24 protein-coding genes are annotated in these 25,843 nt (G+C 35.5%); 6 read left to right on the forward strand and 18 right to left on the reverse strand.

Annotation, left to right across the window (positions count from 1 at the left end; translation table 11 throughout):
• Positions 1-89: 89 nt before the first annotated feature.
• Genes G8Y85_RS04990 through G8Y85_RS05000 form a run of 3 tightly spaced genes read right to left on the reverse strand, consistent with a single transcriptional unit; the run spans position 90 to position 2,090 of the window.
• Entirely contained in the window at positions 90-830 is a 741-nt protein-coding gene (locus G8Y85_RS04990; RefSeq protein WP_037564259.1) for a pseudouridine synthase, read from the reverse strand.
• The gene (scpB, locus tag G8Y85_RS04995; protein WP_165805515.1) at positions 827-1,372 is read right to left on the reverse strand and encodes an SMC-Scp complex subunit ScpB; all 546 of its coding nucleotides are present in this window, start codon (positions 1,370-1,372) and stop codon (positions 827-829) included. Before scpB ends, G8Y85_RS04990 begins: the two co-directional genes overlap by 4 nt.
• The gene (locus G8Y85_RS05000; protein WP_060551093.1) at positions 1,356-2,090 is read right to left on the reverse strand and encodes a segregation and condensation protein A; all 735 of its coding nucleotides are present in this window, start codon (positions 2,088-2,090) and stop codon (positions 1,356-1,358) included. The genes scpB and G8Y85_RS05000 overlap by 17 nt, the downstream gene beginning before the upstream one ends.
• An 87-nt stretch (positions 2,091-2,177) precedes the next feature.
• On the opposite strand from G8Y85_RS05000, the gene G8Y85_RS05005 reads away from it, so the two are divergent.
• Positions 2,178-2,690, forward strand: a complete 513-nt coding sequence (locus G8Y85_RS05005; RefSeq protein ID WP_420915837.1) for a DUF309 domain-containing protein — start codon at positions 2,178-2,180, stop codon at positions 2,688-2,690.
• 20 nt (positions 2,691-2,710) lie between these two features.
• Here the strand turns inward: G8Y85_RS05005 and xerD are convergent, their stop codons facing one another.
• The 3 genes from xerD to G8Y85_RS05020 form a co-directional block, all read right to left on the reverse strand.
• Entirely contained in the window at positions 2,711-3,598 is an 888-nt protein-coding gene (gene xerD / locus G8Y85_RS05010; protein WP_103346427.1) for a site-specific tyrosine recombinase XerD, read from the reverse strand.
• 36 nt (positions 3,599-3,634) lie between these two features.
• Complete coding sequence (fur, locus tag G8Y85_RS05015) at positions 3,635-4,087, reverse strand: ferric iron uptake transcriptional regulator (protein WP_060551094.1); 453 nt, start codon at positions 4,085-4,087, stop codon at positions 3,635-3,637.
• A gap of 103 nt (positions 4,088-4,190) precedes the next feature.
• Complete coding sequence (locus G8Y85_RS05020; RefSeq protein WP_103346426.1) at positions 4,191-4,733, reverse strand: NUDIX hydrolase; 543 nt, start codon at positions 4,731-4,733, stop codon at positions 4,191-4,193.
• Between the two features lie 78 nt (positions 4,734-4,811).
• Between G8Y85_RS05020 and G8Y85_RS05025 the strand changes: the two genes are divergently transcribed.
• Entirely contained in the window at positions 4,812-5,720 is a 909-nt protein-coding gene (locus G8Y85_RS05025) for an aldo/keto reductase (RefSeq protein WP_165805516.1), read from the forward strand.
• Positions 5,721-5,791: 71 nt separating this feature from the next.
• Here G8Y85_RS05025 and G8Y85_RS05030 read toward each other — a convergent pair whose 3' ends face one another.
• Positions 5,792-9,823 (reverse strand): Cna B-type domain-containing protein, encoded by a 4,032-nt coding sequence (locus tag G8Y85_RS05030; protein ID WP_282593883.1) that lies wholly within the window; start codon positions 9,821-9,823, stop codon positions 5,792-5,794.
• Positions 9,824-10,189: 366 nt separating this feature from the next.
• Between G8Y85_RS05030 and proC the strand changes: the two genes are divergently transcribed.
• Positions 10,190-11,008: a pyrroline-5-carboxylate reductase gene (proC, locus tag G8Y85_RS05035; protein ID WP_060551098.1), complete on the forward strand. Its 819-nt coding sequence runs from the start codon at positions 10,190-10,192 to the stop codon at positions 11,006-11,008.
• Between the two features lie 107 nt (positions 11,009-11,115).
• On the opposite strand, the gene rnz is transcribed toward proC, so the two are convergent.
• Entirely contained in the window at positions 11,116-12,033 is a 918-nt protein-coding gene (rnz, locus tag G8Y85_RS05040) for a ribonuclease Z (RefSeq protein WP_165805518.1), read from the reverse strand.
• Positions 12,034-12,193: 160 nt separating this feature from the next.
• Between rnz and zwf the strand changes: the two genes are divergently transcribed.
• Complete coding sequence (gene zwf, locus G8Y85_RS05045) at positions 12,194-13,678, forward strand: glucose-6-phosphate dehydrogenase (RefSeq protein WP_103346069.1); 1,485 nt, start codon at positions 12,194-12,196, stop codon at positions 13,676-13,678.
• Between the two features lie 102 nt (positions 13,679-13,780).
• On the forward strand, positions 13,781-14,638 hold the full coding sequence (locus G8Y85_RS05050) for an AraC family transcriptional regulator (RefSeq protein WP_103346070.1): 858 nt from the start codon (positions 13,781-13,783) through the stop codon (positions 14,636-14,638).
• Positions 14,639-14,685: 47 nt separating this feature from the next.
• Here the strand turns inward: G8Y85_RS05050 and gndA are convergent, their stop codons facing one another.
• Together gndA and G8Y85_RS05060 are read right to left on the reverse strand one after the other, a co-directional pair.
• Positions 14,686-16,089, reverse strand: coding sequence for an NADP-dependent phosphogluconate dehydrogenase (gndA, locus tag G8Y85_RS05055; protein WP_060551102.1), 1,404 nt, complete (start codon positions 16,087-16,089; stop codon positions 14,686-14,688).
• Positions 16,090-16,165: 76 nt separating this feature from the next.
• Positions 16,166-17,278: a M20/M25/M40 family metallo-hydrolase gene (locus G8Y85_RS05060; protein WP_060551103.1), complete on the reverse strand. Its 1,113-nt coding sequence runs from the start codon at positions 17,276-17,278 to the stop codon at positions 16,166-16,168.
• Between the two features lie 170 nt (positions 17,279-17,448).
• On the opposite strand from G8Y85_RS05060, the gene prli42 reads away from it, so the two are divergent.
• A complete protein-coding gene (gene prli42, locus G8Y85_RS12445) occupies positions 17,449-17,550 on the forward strand; it encodes a stressosome-associated protein Prli42 (RefSeq protein WP_156407407.1) in 102 nt (33 codons plus the stop codon).
• Positions 17,551-17,599: 49 nt separating this feature from the next.
• Here the strand turns inward: prli42 and G8Y85_RS05070 are convergent, their stop codons facing one another.
• The 8 genes from G8Y85_RS05070 to G8Y85_RS05105 form a co-directional block, all read right to left on the reverse strand.
• Positions 17,600-18,577: an aromatic acid exporter family protein gene (locus G8Y85_RS05070; RefSeq protein ID WP_037567733.1), complete on the reverse strand. Its 978-nt coding sequence runs from the start codon at positions 18,575-18,577 to the stop codon at positions 17,600-17,602.
• A gap of 11 nt (positions 18,578-18,588) precedes the next feature.
• Positions 18,589-19,026, reverse strand: coding sequence for a bacilliredoxin BrxB (gene brxB / locus G8Y85_RS05075; protein WP_037567731.1), 438 nt, complete (start codon positions 19,024-19,026; stop codon positions 18,589-18,591).
• A 76-nt stretch (positions 19,027-19,102) separates the two neighbouring features.
• Positions 19,103-20,383 carry a dihydrolipoamide acetyltransferase family protein gene (locus G8Y85_RS05080; RefSeq protein WP_165805519.1) on the reverse strand — a complete coding sequence of 427 codons (1,281 nt, stop codon included), beginning with the start codon at positions 20,381-20,383 and terminating at the stop codon, positions 19,103-19,105.
• A gap of 11 nt (positions 20,384-20,394) precedes the next feature.
• Positions 20,395-21,378 carry an alpha-ketoacid dehydrogenase subunit beta gene (locus G8Y85_RS05085; protein ID WP_165805520.1) on the reverse strand — a complete coding sequence of 328 codons (984 nt, stop codon included), beginning with the start codon at positions 21,376-21,378 and terminating at the stop codon, positions 20,395-20,397.
• Positions 21,371-22,369, reverse strand: a complete 999-nt coding sequence (locus G8Y85_RS05090) for a thiamine pyrophosphate-dependent dehydrogenase E1 component subunit alpha (RefSeq protein WP_037567724.1) — start codon at positions 22,367-22,369, stop codon at positions 21,371-21,373. The genes G8Y85_RS05085 and G8Y85_RS05090 overlap by 8 nt, the downstream gene beginning before the upstream one ends.
• Before the next feature lie 23 nt (positions 22,370-22,392).
• On the reverse strand, positions 22,393-23,811 hold the full coding sequence (gene lpdA, locus G8Y85_RS05095; RefSeq protein WP_165805521.1) for a dihydrolipoyl dehydrogenase: 1,419 nt from the start codon (positions 23,809-23,811) through the stop codon (positions 22,393-22,395).
• A gap of 12 nt (positions 23,812-23,823) precedes the next feature.
• Positions 23,824-24,882 carry a butyrate kinase gene (gene buk, locus G8Y85_RS05100; protein ID WP_037567720.1) on the reverse strand — a complete coding sequence of 353 codons (1,059 nt, stop codon included), beginning with the start codon at positions 24,880-24,882 and terminating at the stop codon, positions 23,824-23,826.
• Positions 24,883-24,934: 52 nt separating this feature from the next.
• Complete coding sequence (locus G8Y85_RS05105) at positions 24,935-25,837, reverse strand: phosphate acyltransferase (protein ID WP_082624725.1); 903 nt, start codon at positions 25,835-25,837, stop codon at positions 24,935-24,937.
• Positions 25,838-25,843 lie beyond the last annotated feature (6 nt).

Here is a 25,843-nt window from a genome sequence, read left to right on the forward strand (position 1 = left end):
ATGCCTAGTATAGCATATGGAATGTTTAAATAGATAATCAAACAATAATACTAAGATTATAATAAGCTAGATTTCAAATTTTGTGCAATTTATTTGGTGGAGCCTTGATTAGCGAGTTGGCGCAACGTTTTAACCTCATGAGGGGATAATACGCGCCCTTCACCAGCACCTAAGCCTTTTAAATCAAGAGGACCAAATGAAACGCGAGAAAGTTTGGTCACTTTAAAACCAAAGTGTTCAAACATACGGCGCACTTGTCGATTGCGTCCCTCAGTAATTGTAATTTCAATGAGTGACGTGTTTTTTGTTTTGTCCTGTTTTTTCACTTTAACTTTAGCGGGTTGTGTCATACCATCTTCGAGTTGAATACCACTTTCTAAAGCTTTTACTTGTTCACGTAAAATATAACCCTCAATTTTAGCAATATACGTTTTAGGAATTTTATATCTCGGATGGGTCATTAAATTCGTAAATTCCCCATCGTTTGTTAATAATAGAACGCCTGACGTATCATAATCTAAACGTCCAACTGGGTAAATCCGCGTATCAAGGTCGTCAAAGTAATCTGTAACAACTTTTCTTCCTCTGTCATCTGATACACTCGTAATCACTTGAGTCGGTTTGTAAAACAAAATGTATAACTTATCCTCAAGTTCTAATGGAATACCTTCGACACTTACGCGGTCTGAAGGGCTTACTTTCGTCCCAAGTTCTGTGACGACTTTGCCATTGACCTCTACTTTGCCTTCAAGAATTAATGTTTCAGCTTTACGTCTAGATGTATAACCGCTGTTCGCGATACGTTTTTGTAATCGTTCAAATTGTGTCATTCTGTTGCTCCTTTCTGATTTACGAGCTCACTAAAAAAGTTTTCTATTTCTTCTTCATCTTCATCTGTTGTAGGTAGCGCATCTAAAGATTTCAAACCAAAGACATTTAAAAATAAATCTGTTGTATATAAATGTTGACCACGTGTTTCCGGGTGCTGTTTGGGTTCAATTAATCCTTTAGCTATTAATGCTTTCACAGGCCCATCTGAATTAATACCACGAATCATTTCAATATCGCTTCGAGTCATAGGTTGATTGTAAGCGATAATTGCGAGGACCTCCATAGCAGCTTGTGAGAGCTTAGCTTTTCCTTTATTGACAATCAGCGCTTCTATGTATGGTTCCGCTTCTTCAACAGTCGTTAAAACCAATGTTTCTCCGAATTGTTGTAAAGTTAACCCATCAATATGAAAGTGATCTATATATGTCGTTAATTGCGTATCATTAACTTCTAAAATATCAGCCAATTGTTTACGTTCAATGCCATCTTCCCCTACAGTATACAAGATGGCTGTCATGATTTCGTTATGATTTAAAGTCATAATTGACTCCTTTAGTAATATTAAAATTGTGGAAAGCTTCTGTTTGTTGGATTTGTATCATGCCTGTTTTAGCCATTTCGAGTAATGCTAAAAAATGTGTCACAACATGTTCTATCGTTTCATTAAATGTAAATAAGTCAAAAAATGTAATGGATTGCTGTTGTTGTAATTTTGAATGAATATGTGCTGTAGATTGTTGAATGGTATACGTTTCTTTTCTAATTTGAACTTGAGTTGGTTTTTTTAACGCAACACGTGTTTTCATTTTCTGATAGGCCACAATTAATTCGGTTAAGTCGATGGTTGTGTCCTCTGACAAACGTTCTGATTTTTCATAATGAGATAAATCAGACGGCGTTTTCGTATATAAATGCGCACGTGCTTCTTTCTTTGAATCTAATAACGATGCATATGCTTTAAAATTTTGATACTCAATCAATTTCTCTACAAGTTCTTCTCGTGGATCCTCTTCATCTGCATCACTTTGTTCTATGTCAGGCAATAACATGCGACTTTTAATCATTAAAAGTTCGCTCGCTACAACTAAATACTCACTTGCAACGTTAATTTCAAGCTGATTCATCGCATGAATATATTGCATATATTGTTCTGTTAATGCTTTCATCGGAATATCATAAATATCGATTTCAAATTCTTTAATTAAATGGAGTAATAAATCTAAAGGACCATTAAAGGCGTCTAATTTCACCTCATACATGCGCGTTTGCCTCATTTCTTATTGCAAGTTGGATGCATTGTATCCGAAAGTATTATAGCATGTTTATGAGTAACAATAAATTTTGGAGTGATACATTTGCATCAACAACTTATGGAATTTTATGTACAATTTCATCAAAAACAACATTATTTCTTATGTCACGATATATTAGAAGAAGCATGGAAAGCACAACCCACATTTTCAAAAGATGATCCTGTAGTGGCGCTGATTCTTTTAGCAACCGCATGTTATCATCATCGTAGAGGCAATTTTAAAGGTGCGCATCGTTCATATAAAAAAGCGTTAACTGTTTGTCGTCATCATGATAAATTAACGTATCAAGCTTTAGGTGTAGATTATCATCAATTTGAAAATGAATTGCGGCAATTGATTGAAAGCACTGAACAAAAAGAACGCTACACCCCTATTGTTATCCCATTAACAGCAGAGATGACGCAAAATATTTTACATCACTATCCTAATTATTATCTGTTAAAGACAGTCATATCGTCACCTTATATTTTACATCATCATAAATTACGTAATCGCGATGATGTGATCGAAGCGCGCGCGCGTGCATTGCAAAATAAAAAACGTTAGCTTAAAAAATAAGTTAACGTTTAAGCACGTGGATGAAATGCTTGATACATTTTTCTAATTTGGGTTTTCGAGACATGCGTATATAATTGTGTCGTAGAAATATCAGAATGACCGAGCATTTCTTGCACAGCTCGTAAATCTGCCCCATTTTCAAGTAAATGTGTTGCAAATGAATGTCTTAACGTATGAGGAGTGAGCCGTTTTTGAATGCCAGCTTTTTGGCCTGTTTGTTTAATCATTTTCCATATCCCTTGACGTGTTAATGGCTTGCCATGCATATTTAGAAACAATGTATGCGTAACATGTTTTTTTAACAATTGAGGGCGTACGGTTTCTATATATTTTTGAAGAAAATCAATTACCGTTTCACCTAACGGGACAATGCGCTCTTTATTCCCTTTACCAAAAACTCTAACAAAGCCCATCATCAAATTAATATCCTCAACTTCAATACTTATCAATTCCGACACACGCATACCCGTCGCATATAAAAGTTCTAACATTGTACGGTCTCGATAGCCATTGTTTTTAGAAATGTCGGGCGTACAAAGCAATAAATCAATTTCTTCTATAGATAATACATCAGGTAATTTACGTTCGTATTTCGGTGTTTCAATTAGAACGGTTGGATCATTCGATGCGTATTTTTCACGTAAGGCAAATTGATGAAAGCTTCTAATTGTAGAGGTGAATCGTGCAATTGATTTAGTAGATCGCCCTTCATCATGTAAGACGCCGAACCATTGTTGTAACGTCTGACGGTCTACGAAATCTAAATGCGTGATTTTACGCTCTTGTAAATAATTTAAATAATGATTTAAATCTCGTCGATATGCTGCGATTGTATTTTCAGACAATCCTTTTTCAAGTTGTATAAATTTTAAATATTCATCGACAACGTCTTGCATTCAATCACCTTCATTTCATTATCAAAGTTGAGTGATTTATTTCGATTTATTTTTGTTTTGACATGTGTTACAGATGCCATGAAATGTTAGGCGATGGTCTAAAATTTTAAAATTAAATTCTCGTTCCACACGTTCTTCTACTTGTGGTAATAAATCTTCATCGATTTCATCTACACGACCACACTCCATACAAACTAAATGATGATGGAAATGTTCAGACCCTTCTTTACGTAAGTCAAAGCGTGCCACACCGTCACCAAAACTCACTTTATCGACAACTTTTAAGTCAGCTAAAAGTTCTAATGTACGGTAAACGGTAGCCAACCCTATTTCTGGTGCTTTTTCTTTAACTTTTAAGTAAACGTCCTCCGCACTTAAATGGTCTGCCTCGTTTTCAATTAATACTCTTACAGTCGCTTCCCTTTGCGGTGTAAGTTTATATGAAGATTGTTGTAATTGTTGCTTCACGCGATTTAATCGTTCTTCCACGGAAGCTTCACCCCTCTACTGAAATTTAAAATCATTATAATGTGTATGAATTACTTGTATTAAATTAACAGTAATTGAGAAAAAAAGCAACCCTTTAGAACAGTTATTTAGAATGATTATAATTTGATAATAGATATTGAAATGCGATTAATGTTTTGGCATCCTTGATTTGACGATGTTTAACTGCTTTTTCAACCTCGTCTAAGGTATAATAGATTTTCTCAACAAATTCATCTTCATCTAATTGCATTTGACCTTTTTCTAAATGGCTCGCAAAATAAATTGAAATGAGTTCATTGGTAAAACCAGGCGCTCCATACACTTCACCTATGAGTTTAAGTTCGTCTGCAATGTAGCCTGTTTCTTCTTCAAGTTCTCTTTTAGCAGCGTTGATGCGACTTTCATTAGGTTCTAATTTACCAGCGGGAATTTCTAATAACGTATCTTCTAATGCTTTACGATACTGTTTAACCAAAATTACTTTCTGATCAGGCGTTAAAGCGCATATCGCAACTGCACCGTTATGTTTTACAACTTCTCGGTAGGATGTTTCTTGATTAGGAAGTTCTACTAAATGTTTTTCAACTGTAATGATTTTACCTTCATACAGCGTTTCTTTAGAAAGCGTTTTTTCCTCAAATGACATGATAGGTCTCTCCTTTTCATTTATCCCGTAGGTTTGCTATGATGAATATGATTAAATTTTAACGGAAGGTGTGTACCTATGCAAAAGAATACTTTAAAAGGTGGTCTTCAATTGTCAGAATTAGGACTCGGTTGTATGAGTCTTGGAACAGATTTCGAACAAGCGCAAGCGATTATTGAGACAGCTTTGGAATCAGGCATCACCTATTTTGATACAGCGGATATTTATGACAAAGGGGTCAACGAGGATATTGTAGGTAAAGCCTTGAAACCTTATCAACATCGTGATGAGATTGTGATTGGTACTAAAGTAGGCAATCATTTAAAAGAAAATGGAGAAACGTACTGGGACCCTTCTAAACAATATATAAAAGAAAACGTCAAACAATCTTTAAGACGATTACAATTGGATTATCTTGATTTATATATGCTTCATGGAGGAACAATTGATGATCCGTTAGATGAAACCATTAGTGCCTTTGATGAATTGAAACAAGAAGGTCTCATTAAAGCATACGGTATTTCCTCTATTCGTCCTAACGTTATTCATTATTATTTACAACATAGTAATATAGAAACGATTATGTCTCAATTTAGTTTAATTGATAACAGACCAGAAGCCCTCTTAAAAGATATCGAGGCTAAAGGTGTGAAAGTGCTAGCAAGAGGACCTGTATTTAAAGGTTTACTAACAGATAACTATGAAAAAGCTTTAAATGAAAAGTTTGAAGATGGCATTTTTGATTATACGAATGAGGAACTTAAAGAAACAATTGAATCATTACATCACGTTGAACCTCATCTTTCAGCATTGACCTTTAATTACTTAAAATCATTTGATGCTTTAGGCTCTATCATTACCGGTGCAAGCACTCCAGAACAAATTAGAGATAATGTGAAACACTATGAGATGAATATTTCAACAGATAAAATCCAGCGTGCGCGCGAATTAGTAAAAAATTTAGAGTATGAACAACATTTAAATTAAAAAAAGAACCCCCGTTATACCACTTAGTATGTCGGGGGTTCAAATGTGTTAGCTGAGCTCAATTGTTGATATTATTTTCTTCTTTTAAAGATAAAGAAAATACCAAGTCCAATACATGCTATAACAACCCAAGTGATCCAAGATTGCATTAAAGCCTTACCTGTATTAGGTAATTCACTAATAAATTTAGGAATACCAGGCTTCGGTTGCTCGGATGTTTTCGGAGATTCTGACGGTGTATCTGGTTGTTTAGGTTTATTCGGTTTTTCTTCATTCGGTTTGTCAGGATTAACTGGTGTTGAAGGATCTTTGAATTGATTTGTAATCACTAAGTTACCCATGTCATCGTTATTGACACTTACGTTATAATGCTCAAGTTGTGTGCGCTCTTGAACAGTATAAACAATCTCTTTACCTTTAACTTTTTCATCGAGATCTTGCCACGTATATGTCCAATCATTTTTATCATTTAATGTAATAGTTTTACCTGTTGTTTTACCGTTAGCTAATAATTCTACCTCAATAGATGCCGGACGTTGTTTGTTTTTATCTTGTTGGTCGTCCCAGCGTTTAGTCACAGTTGCTGATGTTTTACCTGGCGTATACGTATTCGTAATCGTTGTGCCATCGATAGTTGTCGTATAATCATCTACATGGTCTTCTGTGACGCTGTAATGGATAGCTTTACCATCTTCGTATTTTGGTAAATCATGAAATGCATATGTCCAATTTGAAGTGGCATCTACAGTTTTCGTATCAACTTCTTCGCCATTCTTTAATAAGTTGACTTTAATGTGTTCAGGACGTTTACCGTCTTGATTATGATGATCTTTCCAAACTTTTTCACCTTCAACTTTTGTCGTTTCAGGCGTATAAGCGTTTGTTATGATTAAGTTACCTATATTGTCATTATTAATAGTAGTATCGTAATCTTTAAGCTTTGTTGTTTCTTTTACTGTGTATTGAATGTCTTTGCCTTTTGCTTTTTCATCAAGATCTTGCCACGTGTGTGTCCAATCATTGTCAATATCTAACGTTGCTGTTTTGCCAGTTGGTTCACCGTTAGCTAAAAGTTCTACTTCAATAGACTTCGAACGTTTGCCATCTTGGTTGTTATTGTCTTCCCAATTTTTAGTCACAGTCGCCGAAGTTTTACCTGGTGTATATTTATTTGTGATTGTCGTGCCGTCAATCGTTGTAGAGTAATCTTCCACATGATCTTCAGTGACTGTGTATTGAATTTCCTCACCGTTGTCATATTTTGGTAAATCATTAAATGCGTAAGACCAATCTGAAGATGCGTCTGCTGTTTTAGCATCAATTTTTTCACCATTTTTAAGTAGATTGATTGTGACAGTATCAGGACGTTTATGATCTTGATTGTCTTTATCATCCCAAACCTTTTTACCTTCGACTTTAGTTGTTTCAGGTTTGTGAGTGTTCGTTAAAATCACATTACCAATGTTGGTGTCATCAATAGTTGATGTATAGCCATTGACATTAGAAAGTTCTTTAACAGTGTACGAGATGGCTTTACCTTGGCTTTTCTCATCTAAATCTTGCCACGTATGTGTCCAGTCATTACTTTCTGATAAAGTCGCTTTTTCACCTGTCGCTTTACCATTGGCATATAATTCAACTTGAATTGAACCAGGACGTTGTCCATCTTGGTTATTTTTATCTTCCCAGTTTTTAGTAACGGTAGCTGTTGTTTTACCTGGTGTATATTTATTCGTGATAGTCGTACCATTAATCGTTGTAGAGTAATCTTCAACATGGTCTTCTGTTACCGTATAATCAATAAGTTGTCCATTTTCATACTTAGGTAAATTTGAAAATGCATAACGCCAATTAGAAGCGGCATTTACTGTTTGTGAATCAACTTTTTCACCATTTTTTAATATGTTTACAGTAACTGACTCAGGACGTTTACCGTCTTGATTGTCTTTATCATCCCAAACTTTCGTGCCGCTGACTTCAGTTGTTTCAGGTGTATATTCATTTGTGATGATTAAATTTCCTATGTTGCTGTTATCAATGGATGTTGCATAACCATTTACTTTAGAAAGTTCTTTGACGGTATATGTAATGGCTTTACCTTGAGACTTTTCATCCAAATCTTTCCAAGTGTATGACCATTCATTATCCGCATTTAATGTAGCAGTTTTGTTCGTTGACACACCATCTGCAAGAAGTTCAACTTGAATTGAGCCAGGACGTTTACCATCTTGGTTATTCTTGTCTTCCCAGTTTTTAGTGACAGTAGCAGTTGTTTTGCCAGGTGTGTATTTATTTGTAATCGTTGTGTCATTAATCGTTGTAGAATAATCATTAACATGATCTTCTGTTACAGTATATTCAATCACTTTGCCGTTGTCATATTTTGGTAAATTAGTAAATTCATACTGCCAATTTGTATCTTTAGTGACAGTTTCAGATTTTATCTTTTCACCATTAGCGAGTAAATTGACAGTTACAGAATTCGGACGTTTACCGTCTTGATCATTATTGTCATCCCAAACTTTTTTGCCTGATACAGAAGTTGTTTCGATAGGTTTTTCAGTATTCGTTACCGTTAAGCCCTCTTCTTTTTTAGTATAGCCTTCTGGTGTGGCATCGTTCCCTTGAGCATCAACTTCCTTTACATAATACACTATCGCTTTACCATCTTTATCTAATTCAGGTAGGGCATTCCATGTTACCTCAGTTGTTCCGTTTTCTAATTTTTTAATATCTGCATTAGGTACGGCAACTTCATTATTGTTCGCATCTTTTTGAAATAATTTAAAATATACAGTCGGATGAGAAGTCTTAGTGCCATCCCATACTTTCTTAGCTGTTACATCTTTCGTTCTCTCTTCTGCTTTAGAGTTGTCTATTTTAATGAAGTAACCTTGCGTATCAGTATCTTTAAGTTCGAACGGATATTCCTTGTTTTTATCAAATACATAAGGTGATGGCGCTTCAATCTCTTTAATAATATATTTTCCGCTTGGCAAGTCTTTAATATTAGCAAGACCTTGCGCATCCGTAACTAATTCTCTAGGATTACTTCCATCCTCGTTAGTTAAAGTGAATTTAACATTTTGGATAGGTTGTTGTGTATCTTTATCCAACTTTTGGATTTTCAATTCCCCTTTAACAGTTCCTTGAATCCCAGCATTAGCGCTAATGTTTTTTACTGTGTGATTAGAAGACTCACCATTTACTTCTGGTTGGTTATTTTCTTGATACCAGATTTGAGAATTGTTCACAAATTCAGGTTGTGTTTCATTTGTAATTTTAGTTTTGTAATGAATTGAGTAACTATTTAATGAAGCATAACCTCGAGGTATATTAACCTCAATAGTGTTATTCGATTCGTTGACAGTAATTTTTGCACCAGGTATGGCATTTTGAAATTTTTGAATGGCGTCTGAACCATCATAAATACCTTGTTGAGGGCCTTGTACTTGTATAGAAAAGCTGCTCAAATCAATTTGTTGTCCGCCTTGTATTTGGTCCTTTACAACAATATCTTTGTCAACGTACTTTCTTTCGTTGTTAATGTTTAAAAACCATCGTATATGGTTTGTATCATCTGTTTGCATATCTCCCGTTTTATAATAGAAGACACTGTTAGTACCAGCTTCCCCTTTAGTAACTGAAATATTCGCAGATTTATTTCCTGAAGTGATAGTACCTGTTTTAGTATCTGAATTTGTAGTGTTTGTTAAATTTCTTCCTTGTACTTCAAACTCTGCAAATCCAGAAACATCACTAAGTTTATCAACATTTTGGTTAAAAGTGATAGTAGCGCCCGCTTCGGTAATAACAGCTTGTCCAACAACTTCACCTCTTACAGTTAAATCAATTGTTTTACTATAGCCATCAATTTTTAATTCACCGGCATTTGGCCAATTTACTTTAATCGTATCGCCGTTCTGAATTTTTTGATTAATATCATTAAATTCAACGCGGACTTTAGCATTTCCACCATCATTAATTTGTGATGGAGATACAGTCAAACTAGTAACGTTTGTGGATGAGATGTCACTGGCTGCGGTAACGTTACTAGTATGAAATATTGGTGCTAAAACATTTAATAATAATACAAAGACCATAAAAACCAATATTTTTCTGTTCATCATATTCCCCCATTTTTCAAAATATTTAGTAATACAAATATTACTAACCAAATTATATACTATACTACTAAATAAAGGAATGTAATTTTTGTTAATATTGTGTTTGTTTATGTATACAAAGTTTGAGTTGCACAAAATTTTCGATATTTATAGCAACAAAAATTTCAATGAACTGTAAAAATTTTTTGTTTTAATACGCTAATTATGTTTAATGTCTTTTTATAGGGAATGTATAACTATATGAGTGTTATATCGGTGTAGATTTTCAATATTTCGCCGTGTGCACAACTTATTTTATGTTAAGATAAACGTAGACTAATAATTTAGGATGTGACAATCTTTATGAAAATCGTATTTTATGGTGCTGGTAATATGGCAAATGCGATATTTAAAGGAATTATAAATTCAGAATTGATACCCCCTGAAAATATTTATCTTACAAATCGGTCTAATCAACAGATGTTAGAAGAATATCATCGTGAATTAGGCGTGCATTATAGTTATGATGATGCAGCCTTATTAAAAGATGCGGATTATGTATTTTTAGGAACAAAACCGCATGACTTTGATCAATTGGCTGAGCGTATACGTGACCATATTGATGACAAAAATAAATTTATCTCTATTATGGCTGGTTTACCCATCAGTTATTTACGTGAAAAATTAAATCCGAATAATCCAATTGCACGTATTATGCCGAATACTAATGCCCAAGTTGGTCATTCAGTTACAGGTGTCAGCTTTTCACGTAATTTTGGTCCTCGCTCAAAAGATGAAGTGTTATCATTGATTAATGCTTTTGGCTCTGCGATTGAGGTAAAAGAGGATCATTTACATCAAGTCACTGCAATTACTGGCAGTGGTCCTGCTTTTCTTTATCATGTGTTTGAAAAATACGTGAATGCTGGGACTAAGTTAGGATTAGAAAAATCAGAAGTTGAAGAATCGATTCGTGAATTAATCATTGGAACTGGAAAAATGATTGAACGTTCAGATTTAAGTCTTGAACAATTAAGAAAGAACATCACATCTAAAGGCGGAACAACACAAGCTGGCTTAAATAAATTATCAGATTATGATATTGAAGGTATTTTTGAAGATTGTTTAAATGCAGCAGTAAATCGCAGTGTTGAACTTTCAATGCAAGATGATAATGATTAATCAGTACCATTATACAATTTTGTTAAATATTAAAATCCGACTCATGATTCTAACGCTTGAGTCGGGTTTTTTGTATTCATATAGGTTTCGTAGTGATACCGGTCGTATTAAAAAGAATAAGAGTCATAATCTTTCACAAATTGAAAAGAGACAGAGTGTAGTTCTTGAAGTTGTTTTTCTATGACCATGATATCATCTAATGTGTAACGATTACTTAAATGTGTAAGCAATCCATGTTTGACGTTCGCTTCACTTAAAAGATTTAACACATCTTCAATATGACTGTGATGATAGTTGTTTGCGCGTGTTTTATCGCCTTCGATATATGTAGATTCATGGACAATTACATCCGCATCTTGCGCAATTTTAATCTGATTTGCGCAAGGCTTCGTATCTCCATAAATACCTATCACTGGTCCTTGTTTATCTGGACCTTTAAATGGCGCCGTCTCATAAATGTTGCCTTCATATTCAAATGTGTCTTGTGTTTTAATGTGTTGATATATAGGTCCGGGTTGAATCCCTAATGCTTTAAGTTTATTTACATCTAATTTGCCAGGCGTACTTGGTGCTTCAATACGGAATCCGTAGCATGGTACACCGTGATTTAATGGATATGCTTTAACTTGAAATTGATTGAAAGTGAGATCGATTTCTTGATTGAGTTCAATAATATGTATGGGATAATTTAAATGTGAATGTGTTAATGCCATATTATTTTCGATGAAATCTTTAATACCAGATGGCCCCACTACAGTTAAAGGTTTCGCTTCTCCACCTTGGAAAGAACGACTCGTTAACACTCCAGGAAGACCAAATACGTGATCCCCATGCATGTGTGTAATAAAAATATGGCTCACTTTTCCTAATTTAATTGAATGATGTAAGATTTGATGTTGTGTGGCTTCCCCTACGTCAAATAGCCAAATATCAGTATCATAAGGTTCCAGTGATAAAGCAATGGATTGTGTATGACGCTCTTTCGTGGGCAACCCAGCACTCGTTCCAAAAAACGTAATTTCCATGGCGTGTGCCTCCTTAGCGTTATAGTATCATAAAAATGTGTTGAAGCGGGACATAAAATATTAGAATATGTATATAAATAATGCAGATTGTATGACCTAAATGTGTTGAATGTTTTATAATAACAAATATGATATAAATTAAGAATTGAGGTTTTGAATCTTGAATAAGTCAAAAAAGCAAATTCCAGCATTGATCACTATCTTCGGGGCGACGGGTGATTTAAGTCACCGTAAATTATTCCCATCCCTATTTCATTTATTTCAACAAGACAACTTAGACGACCGTATTGCGGTTATTGGGATTGGTCGACGTCAATTGACTAATGATGATTTTAGAGCACAAGTAAAAGCTTCGATTCAAGCCCATGTCCAAGATACGAAACATTTAGATAAATTTATGCAACATATCTTCTATCAACCTCACGATGTAAATGATGAAGCAAGCTATGCAGATTTATTACAATTAAGTGAGACGCTTGATCAAAAATTTTCTCTTGAAGGCAATCGCCTGTTTTATTTAGCAATGGCACCTCAATTTTTTGGTACAGTTACAGATTATTTAAAATCTTCTGGTCTGACGCGTACAAAAGGCTTTAAACGTTTAGTTATTGAAAAACCGTTTGGCAGTGATTTAACATCAGCAGAAGAATTAAATCAACAAATTCGTCGTTCTTTTAAAGAAGAAGAAATTTTCCGTATTGACCATTATTTAGGTAAAGATATGGTTCAAAATATTGAAGTGTTACGTTTTAGTAATGCGATGTTTGAGCCATTATGGAATAATAAATACATTTCAAATATACAAGTCACGTCTTCTGAAATTTTAGGTGTTGAAGACCGTGGCGGTTATTATGAATCGAGTGGTGCACTTAAAGATATGGTACAAAACCATATGTTACAAATGGTTGCCTTACTTGCGATGGAGCCACCGATTAGCTTACATAGTGATGATATACGCGCCGAGAAAGTAAAGGTATTGAAATCTTTACGTGTACTTCCAACTGAAGACGTGAGACATCACTTTGTTCGTGGTCAATATGACGCTGGTCAAATTAATGGCCAAGAAGTGAAAGCATATCGAGATGAAGATAAAGTTGCTTCAGATTCATCTACACCAACATTCGTCTCAGGTAAAGTGCTTATAGATAATTTTAGATGGGCAGGCGTTCCATTTTATATTCGTACAGGAAAGCGAATGAAGCGTAAATCGATACAAGTCGTCGTTGAATTTAAAGAAGTACCAATGAATTTATATTATCAAAGAGATAAACATTTAGATTCAAATCTTCTTGTTATTAATATTCAACCAAATGAAGGCGTTTCTATTCATTTAAATGGTAAGAAATATGTCCAAGGTATTGAAACTGAGCCTGTACAATTATCTTACGCAATGAGTGCACAAGATAAAATGAATACCGTAGATGCTTATGAAAACCTATTGTATGATGCGTTAAATGGTGATGCGACGAACTTTACACATTGGGAAGAATTGAAATCAACATGGAAGTTTGTCGATTCAATTTCTGATGCATGGTCTAAATTTGAACCTGAATTCCCTAATTATAAAGCAGGTACAAATGGCCCACTTGAAAGTGACCTCCTCTTGAGTAGAGATGGTTTAAAATGGTGGGATGACATTCAATAACTATAAGAGCTAAGTATGTTTTTAATGCTACTTAGCTCTTTTTGATTTATAATATAACATTAAGTAATGCTTTACGTTAAAGTAATTTAGGAGTGACCCCTCTTGGACGTTATCAAACACATTCAACAAGCGATTATTTATATTGAAGATCATCTTTATGAATCGTATGATTTACAACATTTAAGTGATTACGTTGAACTGTCACCTTATCACTTATCGCAATCTTTTCTAATGATTACTGGTCAAACACCAGAAGATTATTATAAAGCTAGACGTTTAACATTAGCGGCAAAGGAATTAAAACAAAGTAATGCACGATTAATTGACATCGCAAAAAAATATCACTATTCAGATGTCAATGCTTTTGCACATGATTTTAGTGATTATCATGGTGTTTCACCGCTTCAAGTTAAAACTAAATCTGATCAGCTCAATATGCAACCTCAAATTTATTTAAAGCTAACAACAACAACGAAACCCGCACCACCTTTTCGTTACGAACATATTGGCGATTTTGGTATGGTTGGCTATTCTCGGTTCATCCCTAGCCAAGACATTGAAAGTCCTTTTAACGTACCTGATTTTTTAGAAGATTTAAAAGCTGATGGGCGTATTGACGATTTAATTAAATATAATGATTGCGGGCCACATGATTTATTTGTTGTGAGATGTCCTTTAGAGCATGGACTCGAATTGTTTGTTGGTGTGCCTAGTGAACGGATGCCATCACATTTAGAATATCGCTATTTGGATCGACGTCAATATGCGATGTTTAATTTGCAAGGTGAAATGGATTATGCAGTGACAGATGCTTGGCATTATATTGAGACGACATTGCAGTTTTCAATGCCTTATGAAAAAGACACGCTTTATTTAGAAGTCTATCCATTTGATTTTTCATTCGACCATGCATTAACTAAAATACAACTGGGTATACCGCTTCTAAATGATGACATATAAAAACACAAGGTCGTATGATTTTGACCTTGTGTTTTTTATTTCTGATATTATTCAGTCCATTGTGTATGGAAAACGCCTGCTTTGTCTTTACGTTCATAAGTGTGCGCACCAAAGTAATCGCGTTGTGCTTGAATTAAGTTAGCAGGTAAATCTGCTGTACGATAACTGTCAAAGTAGTTAATACTAGATGCAAAACCTGGGATGGCAATGCCATTTTTAACGCCAGTAGCAACAACTTCACGTAATGCATCTTGATAATCATTAACGATAGATTTGAAATAATCATCTAACAATAGATTTTGTAATTCACTATCTTTATCATAGGCATCTTTAATTTTTTGAAGGAACTGTGCTCTAATAATACAACCTTCTCTCCAAATCATCGCGAGTTCACCTAATTGTAAATGCCATTCATTTTCTTCACTTGCTGCTTTCATTTGATCAAAACCTTGTGCATAGCAACAAATTTTACTCATATACAGCGCACGACGAATTTGTTCTAAAAACGCATCTTTATCACCATCAAATGAAGCTTTAGGACCATTTAAAAATTGAGCAGCATGGACGCGTTGTGTTTTTAAAGATGAGATAAAACGCGCAAAAACAGATTCAGTAATAATGGTTAACGGCGCACCAAGTTCTAAAGCGTTAATTGATGTCCATTTACCAGTTCCTTTTTGACCTGCTTTATCCATTATTTTTTCAACTAATGGTTCTCCAGCTTCATCAAGTTTTGTGAAGATATCACCCGTAATTTCAATTAAATAACTTTCTAATTCACCCGTATTCCATGATTTGAAAGTTTCAGAAATTTCTTCGTGAGACATGCCTAAAAGCTCTTTCATCATAAAGTAACTTTCAGCAATTAATTGCATATCGGCATATTCAATCCCATTATGAACCATTTTTACATAATGACCAGCACCGTTCGGCCCAATGTATGTGACACATGGCGTACCATCTTGTGCTTTTGCAGCAATGGCTTCAAAAATATCTGCAACTTTATCGTACGCATCGCGTTGACCACCCGGCATCATAGAAGGACCTGTTAATGCACCTACTTCACCGCCAGATACGCCCGTACCGATAAAGTTAACACCACTTTGAGCGAGTGCTTGATTACGACGCATTGTATCTAAATAATTTGTATTACCACCATCAATTAAAATATCGTCGTTATCTAATAAAGGTAAAAGACTTTCAATTGTTTTATCCGTAGCCGCTCCGGCTTTTACCATAAGTAAAATTTTACGTGGTTTTTCTAAAGAGTTCACAAATTCTTCTAATGAATATGTCGGAACAATGTTTTTACCTTCAGATTCTGCGACCATGATGTCTGTTTTTTCAGATGAACGGTTATAAACAGATACTGTATAGCCTCTAGATTCAATATTCCATGCTAGGTTTTTACCCATTACCGCTAATCCTACTACACCTATTTGTTGTGTCATTATTATTACCTCTCTTAATATAAATTACGCACTCATTGTACCATATTATTAACGTATAAACACGCAACCGCTTTTATTAAGCGTTTTCAATAATTTTCATTACGTAACGTGCTAAATCGTATAATGATTGTTTAGAAATTCGCTCTTCAGTCGTATGAATAAATTCATACCCTACGCCTAAAATTACAGTTGGAATCCCAAATTGGTTAATGATACTACCATCTGAGCCACCACCACCGATGGATGTATGTGCTTCAAATCCTAAAGCTAATGATGCTTCTTTAGCAATTTGATACACTTTTTCCGTTTCTTCAATTTTAAATCCTGGATAAGATATTTCAGATTCTACTTGAGCTTGCGCATGATAGTGTTTAGCCACGTTGATAAAAGTTTCTTTCATGTGCGCTGTCTGAGCATTAATTTTTGCTTCATCATGTGAACGTGCTTCAGCCCAAATGTGTACTAAATCCGTGACAACATTCGTTGGACCGCCACCATTAAAAGAGCCAATGTTAGCTGTCGTCTCTTCGTCAATTTGTCCAAGTTTCATTTGACTAATCGCTTTAGCTGCAATGTTGATTGCACTAATTCCTTTTTTTGGCGTACTAGCGTGTGCTTTTTTACCATGAATTTCAGCATGCATTTTCATTTGATATGGTGCACCTATCGTGATATCTCCAACAGGTACGGCGGCGTCTAACGCAAAGCCGTACTCTGAATCTAACAGTGAGGCATCTAAAGCTTTAGCGCCGACTAAACCAGATTCCTCACCTACTGTAATGACAAATTGAATTTGACCATGTGGCAGTTGGTGTGTACGGATGACCTCTAATACTTCTAAAATAACTGCCAATCCAGCTTTATCATCTGCACCTAGAACTGTTGTACCATCAGAATAAATATAGCCGTCTTCTTTGATGATAGGTTTCACATTTTGTCCAGGTTCAACCGTGTCCATATGTGCAGTAAAATAAATTTTATCGCGGTTGTTTTCAGTAGCTTTTAGTGTACAAATTAAATTGTTTGCACCGAAATTTGTCAGAGCTTTGGCATTATCTTCTTTAACTTCAAGTCCTAATGCTTCGAATTTTTTCTTTAAAATTGGTTGGATTCGACCTTCATGGCCCGTTTCAGAATCAATCTGAACAAGTTCTAAAAAAGTTTGTATTAAGCGTTGTTGATTAATCAAAAAATCCCCTCCTTAGTGCACTTTACTTCATTTTATAGTATTTGAAATACATTGCAAATTGATTGTTTGACGATAATTTGTAATAAAAATAATGTTGAGATGTTCAAAATGACAATGGTATAATTTTCAATACGAATATTAAACTACGAATTAATTTGGAGGCGTCAATTGTGTTAAATGAAAAAGTAAGAAAAGTATTGCTTATGGTAATGCTGATCGCAATCGTGATTTCTTTAATTTTGACGGGTGTAGCACCTATTTTAAATATGTAATGAACAAAAGACCTTTACGTAATCAATGTAGCGTAAAGGTCTTTTGAATTTATACTTCGTGATGCATTTTTAAATTGCCAAATTTAGATTTAATTGTTAAATATTCTTCTGTATCATACAACATTTGTATCATACTTGCACGTGTGTGTAATGCTTCATGCGATGTCGGTAGAGGCTCTTGATCAATCTCTAGCCTCACTTGATAAACCATATGCAAGCGTTGGGCTGTATAATTATTTTCATTAACATTTTCAGCCATTTCTTTAAAAACTTCAGCAACGCGTTGAGAAATAGGATCATCCGCATCGATATGATGGATATGATGATACATGCGTTTTAAAATCTCAACTTGATTTTCTCTCATATCAAAATAATGATAGTAACTATTTTCATTACGCACAAAATGATTTTTAACATCTCTAAAGGCAATTGATTTCGCTTTTTGAATAGAAAGATTGAGCGGTTGAAATGTGATTTTAAGCTGGTTATTATGTGTTGCGCAGGCATTGCTAAACTGATAAAAGATATCTCTAATTTGAGTCTCTATATCATGCTTATACTTCTTTAAATCTTTATCCAAGCTTGGCATAATGGCATTCATTAAAAATGCAATAGTCAAGCCAATTATAATCAGCAAGATTTCATTGATGACTAAATCTAGATTTATGTGTTTTGCATTAAAAAAATGTAATAAGATGACGATACTTGTTACGACACCTTCTTGCATGTTAATAACAACTGTGAGTGGTATAAATAATAAGACGATAAGACCTAGTACAAGTGCATGTTGACCAAGTAATGGGAAAATAAGTGCCCCAAACCCAATTGCGATTAAACATGATACAAAACGTGATACGATGGCATGTACGGAGTGTATTTTAGTATCTTTAATACATAACACAACTAAAATAGCACTAGATGCATAATTATCTAAACCTAATAGCTTAGCAATAATAACGCCTAGTGCCATTCCCACCGCTGTTTTAATCGTTCTAAATCCAATTCGATAGGGATTTAAACGTATCATTAAACGGCTCCTTACTTTTCTTCGCAATATTTATCAAATAATCTTTGTAATTGCGTAATAACATCCATAACGTCATGACCTTCAATTTGATGGCGTTCAATCATCTCAGTGATTTTCCCATCTTTCATTAATGCGAAGGATGGACTTGATGGTGCATAGCCTTCAAAATAATCTCTAGCACGTTGTGTCGCTTCTTTGTCTTGACCTGCAAATACAGTAACAAGACGATCGGGTAATGCATCATAATGTAATGCGTGTGATGCGGCTGGACGCGCAATGCCTCCTGCACAACCACAGACTGAGTTAATCATAACTAATGTTGTACCTTCTTTTTTAAATACACTGTCTACTTCTTCTTCAGTAGTCAATTGTTCATACCCTGCATTATCCATATCTTTACGCGCTTGATTCACTACATCGTTCATATATAAATCAAAATTTAAATCCATATGACCATACCTCCTAAGATACCTTCATTGTACTAAAGGCCAAACGTCAATTCAATCAATCCATTTACATTACACATTAATAAATTTGTGTATGTTCAAGTGTATAACGTTCTATACGAGATTTTACTTCATTTAAAAATTGACCAGCTTGCAATCCGTCGAGTATGCGGTGATCAATTGATAAACATAAGTTGACCATATCGCGGATGGCAATCATATCATTGATAACTACTGGACGTTTAACGATTGACTCAACTTGTAAAATGGCAGCTTGAGGATGGTTAATGATTCCCATTGAACTCACTGAACCGAAGCTTCCCGTATTATTAACCGTAAACGTGCCCCCTTGCATATCTTCATTCGTCAATTGATTTTGACGCGCTTTTTTAGCAAGTGTAGCAATTTCTTTCGCGATACCTTTTATCGACTTTTCATCAGCATTTTTGATAACTGGAACAAATAATTTATCTTCCACCGCAACAGCTATGGATAAGTTGATATCTTTATGCACGTGAATCTCATCGTTTTGCCAAGAACTATTTAACATAGGATATTCATGTAAAGCCTCAGCCACAGCTTTGACGAAAAAGGCGAAGAACGTCAAATTATAACCTTCTTTTGCTTTGAATGAAGCTTTGTAATGATTACGTGTTTTTGTTAATTCAGTCGCATCAACTTCCATTTTCATCCAAGCGTGAGGGATTTCTTGAACACTTTGCACCATCTTATTCGCAATTTGTTTGCGCACACCTTTAACAGGAATTACAGATGCGTGAACAACTGATGATGTTTGAGATTTTGCTGAACTTTGACTCACAGATGTTGCTTGAGAGTTTGATTCAGTGATTGTTGCTTTTTGTGATGACGTTGTTTGACTTTCACCTGAAGCTATATATGCTTCAATATCTTTTTTTGTAACGCGCCCTTCAAACCCTGTCCCCGGAACATCTTCTAAATTAACTTGATGCTGGGATGCGATTTTAAATACTACAGGTGAGTAGCGACCATTATTTTTAGGTTGGTTTTCGGATACAGAATGACCTTGGTTAGTTGATGGCGATGGTTCAGTTTGAGTTGGCTGTTGCTCTTTAGAATGAGCTGTATCTTCTTGAGCTGTATCATTACCCTCAACCGCCATTTCACAAATAACAGTTCCTATTGAAATTGTTTCGCCTGCTTCCACATTAATTTTAGTGATTTTACCCGCATATGAAGAAGGCACTTCTGCTGTAACTTTATCAGTGATCACTTCACATAACGGATCATATTCTTCAACCGTATCCCCTACTTGTACTAACCACTGTTCAATCGTTCCTTCATGGACACTTTCACCTAATTTAGGCATTTTAATTTCCATAATGGCCCTCCTTAAAATGTTGCGAGTTCACGCATTTTATTTTTAATTTTTTCAGGATTAATTATAAATTCATCTTCTAATGGTGGTGCAAATGGCATCGCAGGGACATCAGGACCAGCGAGGCGCATAATCGGTGCATCTAAGTCAAATAGGCAATTTTCAGCAATAATGGCTGAAACTTCTGACATGACACTTCCCTCTTTATTGTCTTCTGTAATGAGTAAACATTTGCCTGTCTTTTTCGCACGCTCAATAATCGTCTCTTGATCTAGTGGATATACTGTTCTTAAGTCCACAACTTCTACGTCAATGCCTTCTTCAGCTAAAAGGTCAGCCGCTTGAAGTGAATAATTGACTGCTAAACCATACGTAAATACAGTAATATCACTACCTTCACGTTTCACATCAGCTTTATATAATGGCACTGTATAGTAATCTTCAGGTACTTCTTCTTTTAATAAACGATATGCTTTTTTATGTTCGAAAAATAATACAGGGTCATTAGATTGAATCGCTGATAATAATAAGCCTTTAGCATCATAAGGTGACGATGGAATAACCACCGTTAATCCTGGTGTTGAAGCAAAGACACTTTCAATACTTTGTGAGTGATACAACGCACCGTGAATGCCTCCACCAAATGGTGCACGAATTGTTAGTGGCACATGCCAATCATTGTTGGAACGATAACGCATTTTAGCAGCTTCACTCATAATTTGGTTGGTTGCCGGGAGAATGTATTCTGCAAATTGAATTTCAGCAATTGGTCTTTTACCCACCATTGCGGCCCCAATAGCAGAACCTACGATATTAGATTCAGCTAAAGGTGTATCTAATACACGGTACAAACCATATTTATCTTGAAGACCTGCAGTAACGCCAAAAACGCCACCTTTTTTTCCAACATCTTCACCTAAAATAAATGTTTGATCATCTTTTTCCAACGCTAAATCTAAAGCGTTTTTAATCGCTTCTAAATAAGTTAATTTAGGCATTTTTTTCACCCTCCTGGTCATAAACATGTGTATATGTCTCTGAAGGATCAGGGTAAGGTGATGCTTCAGCTTCTTTCGTTGCTTCGTGTACACGTTGTTTATTCTCTTTTTCTATTTCTTCAAACCAAGTCGCATCTATGTGAACTTCATCGATTAAATATTTTTTAAACTGAACATTACAATCATGTTCTTTATTATAAGATTTTTCATCATCTGTACGGTAACGATCATCATCATCAGATGAATGTGCAGTGAGGCGTGTACACATTGCCTCGATTAATGTACTGCCTTCACCGTTAACACCACGGTCACGCGCTGTTTTAATGGCATGATAGACTGCAATAGGATCGTTACCATCTACAGTTTCACCGAACATGCCATATCCTTTAGCACGATCGGATAACTTTTCAGCACCATATTGTAAATCTTTTGATACGGAAATAGCATACTTATTATTTTCAATCAGACAGATAAAAGGGAGTTTATGCACTCCAGCAAAATTTAAGCCTTCGTGAAAATCGCCCTGATTCGAACTACCTTCACCTAAAGATGTTAATGCAATATTTGGTTTGCCATCCATTTTAAGTGATAACGCGGCACCTACAGCATGTAATACTTGTGTGGCTACAGAAGAACCTTGAGACATGATGCCGACTTCTTTTTTACTAAAGTGTGAAGGCATTTGTTTACCACCGGAACTGATGTCATCACGTTTACCAAAAGCTGAATTCATCGTTTCAAGCGGTGTCATTCCTAGATGCGTTACAAATGCAAGGTCGCGATAATATGGTGCACTAAAATCACCTTTTTGTAAGGCATAGGCAGCACCAATTTGTGTTGCTTCTTGTCCTTGACAGCTAATGACAAAAGGAATTTTACCTGCACGATTCAACAACCACATGCGTTCATCTAATTTTCGTCCTAAATCCATAGCGCTATACATATTTTTTAAATCTTCTATTGTGAGATTGGCTTCTCTATAATCTTTCATTGCCTTCTCCTCCTCAAAGGTTACTAGATGTGAATTGATTGATTTTCAGCTTCTAAACCGAGTTCCATTAATAATTCTGATATCGATGGATGTGCATGTGTCGCACTACCAAGTTCTAACGCGGATCCATCCATAAAACTTAACAGCGAAAGCTCATTAATAAGTTCTGTAACATTAGGTCCTATCAGTGCAGCACCTAGAAATGTTTGTGTTTCTTTCTCAAACACGAGTTCTGCAAAACCATCAGGATCTTGTTGAGATGCGATCAATGCTTTACCATTCGCTTTAAACGGTGCTTTCACAACATGCGTAGTATATCCTTGCTTTTTAGCTACGTCTACGGTCATTCCTAATGAAGCGACCTCTGGGCGTGTGTATACACAACGTGGCATCAAGTTATAATCTATAGCAAGAGGATTTTCATTGAACATGTGTTCAACTGCAATTACCCCTTCTTTAGCACCTACATGTGCAAGTTGAAGTTGACCGATAACATCGCCAGCTGCATAAATATGTTGATCAGCTGTTTGCATAAATGCATCAGTTTGTATTGTCTTTTTGTCAGATAAAGCGACTTTCGTATTATTAAGTCCTAAATCATCAGTTAGTGCTTGACGACCAACAGCTACAAGTACCTTATCTACTGTTAAAGTATCGTCTAGCTCAAACGTTACATCATGTTCAGTAATTGTCACAGCTTCTTCTGTTACAGCGGTATTTTCTAAAATGTGAATGCCTTCTTTAGAGAGATGTTGCTTCAATTGGCGACTGACTGACGCTGGTTCATTGATTAAAATACGTTCACCAGCTTCAATAATTGTTACCTCGACACCAAATGAATTCAACAGGCTTGCAAATTCTAAGCCAATCACACCACCACCGACAATCGCCATACGTTTTGGTAATGTTGATAATTGCATCATATCATCACTACTTAAAATGACACGGTGGTCAAATGGAAGCATTGGTAATTCAATGGGTTTAGAACCTGTTGCAATTAACACGTAGTCATTGGGTAAAAGTTCAGATTCGCCGTCGTCATACTCCACAGATACAGTTCCACTTTGTGGTGTAAATATAGAAGCACCTAATAAACGACCCGTGCCTTGAAATAAATCAATTTTATTTTGTTTTACAAGATGTTGGACACCATTGTACATCGTTTCTACGATTCTTGATTTGCGTTCTAAAACACTTTGAAAGTTGACAGATGCGCCTTCAACAGAGAGCCCATACTGATCAGCATGTTGTATGTATTGGTATACTTCAGCTGACTTTAAAAATGATTTTGTAGGGATACATCCACGATGTAAACATGTCCCTCCAACTTTGTCTTTTTCTACTAAAGCAACGGATTTACCGAGCTGACTCGCACGAATTGCTGCTGAATAACCAGCAATACCTCCACCTAATACAACTAAATCGTATTTTTCTTTTGTCATTGTATGATTCTCCTAACTGTAAGTCTTCACGGGTATGTGTTCACCTAATGCTTGATACGCATTTTCAGCTAAAGCTTGCATTTCGAATTCACCTGGATAGACAGATACTGGTGCTATCCATTCGATATAAGGTTTGAGTAAATCGATGAATAAAGTACTGTGACTCATTCCACCTGTAAACACGATTTGGTCCACATTCCCTTTTAATAGTGCAGCACGTTCGCCAATAGCTTTAGCAATTTGAACGCTAAAGGCATCGACGACGCCATGAATATGTGTATCGTGATGATAACGTTCCATAATCCATTTAAAATCACTTGAACCGACATGAGCTTGTAAGCCAGTTTGAGCTGAGAATAAACGTTTCATTTGTTGAATATCATATTGATGTGCATGCTGATATTCGATGAGTGCATCATTTGGGATGGAACCAGAACGATTTAAAGCCATTGGTCCTTCACCATAAAGTGCTTCATTGACATCTATCACTAACCCTTTTTCATGCGCAGCAACACTGACGCCTCCCCCCATATGTATGACAATCAAATTTAAATCTTCGTAACGTTGTTGAACGTCCTTAGCAAATTGACGCGCAGTAGCTTTATGATTTAACGCATGAAAAATACTTTTTCTTTGAATACCTGGTATACCAGTCATTCGAACTTCATCAATAAATTCATCGACTACGACGGGATCAGAAGTAAATACTGGAATGTTTAAGTGTGTAGCCATCTCATAACCTATAATGCCACTTAAATTTGAGGCATGTATGCCATATTGAAAGGATTTTAAATCATCATATAATGCGCGGTTCACAGTATATGTGCCACCTACAATTGGTTTTAATAAACCACCCCTACAAGCAATGGCATCCAATGTTGACGATGGGACATTGATTTTTGAAAGCCATTGTTTTATAGCCATTTGACGAGGGGCTTTTTGTTTTAATAAATCCAAACGTGTCAGTGCATCATCATGGACAACAGTTGTGCTGTACGACATTTTTGTATCGTCGTAAATGGCTAATTTACTTGATGTACTCCCTAAATTAAGAACTAATATGCGGACCATAGTATCCTTCCTCTCTTGATTGCTAACTTATATGTGACTTGAAAGATCCAGGTCACGCTAATGTTTTTAAAGCAAGTAATACAGATAGTGTTTTATTGGTCACTGAATCCGCTCTAGACGTTAAAACGATAGGATATGGCGTACCAATCATTAAACTTGCAACTTTTGCGTGTCCAAAATAGGTTAAAGATTTATATAATGCATTTCCCACGTCTAGTTGAGGAACTATAATAACATCCGCATCACCTGCAACAGGAGAAGTGATCCCTTTTAGCAAGGCGCTTTGTTTATCAATTGCATTATCTAATGCAAAAGGACCATCAACAACTACACCTTCTATTTCATTCGTATTTGCATAATATTGTTTCAATTGATCAGCGTGTACAGATGAAGGGATTTTCTCTGATGGTTTTTCAACTGATGATAATAATGCCACTTTTAAATCGGTATATCCCAGTTTGTGAGTGAATTGTTTAATATTGTGAATGATTTTTTGATGTTCTTCTAGTGATGGGTGAATATTTAAAGCGACATCTGAAATGAACAACAATTTATGGTATGCCGGTATATCACAGCATGCGATATGATTTAAAAAATAATTTTCACCCTGGGTATGACGCAAATGTTTGAGTACCGCAGATAAAATTTGACTCGTCGGTATGAGCCCTTTCATCAGAATATCAACACGCTGTGCATCTAAGTCAGTTAAACATGCGGAAAGTGCGCTATGTTCATCGTCAAATGTATGAATATGGATGCGTTTTAACATTGGTGCTGGTAGCTCAAATGAACGTATTAATTCCGAAACATCTTGGTCATTATAAAGTGTGAATGTAGCATTGGTTTGTGTGAGCACATCATGAATCACTTGAATGGATGACTCATTCACTGCATTAACAAGTGCTATATTTCCTTCTAGAGCGTGTGTATTTTGAAATAATGTTGAAAATGACAATGTCAT

Origin of the sequence: Staphylococcus sp. 11007852 (assembly GCF_011394325.1) — a bacterium.
In the GTDB taxonomy this organism is placed as follows: Bacteria; Bacillota; Bacilli; order Staphylococcales; family Staphylococcaceae; genus Staphylococcus; species Staphylococcus agnetis.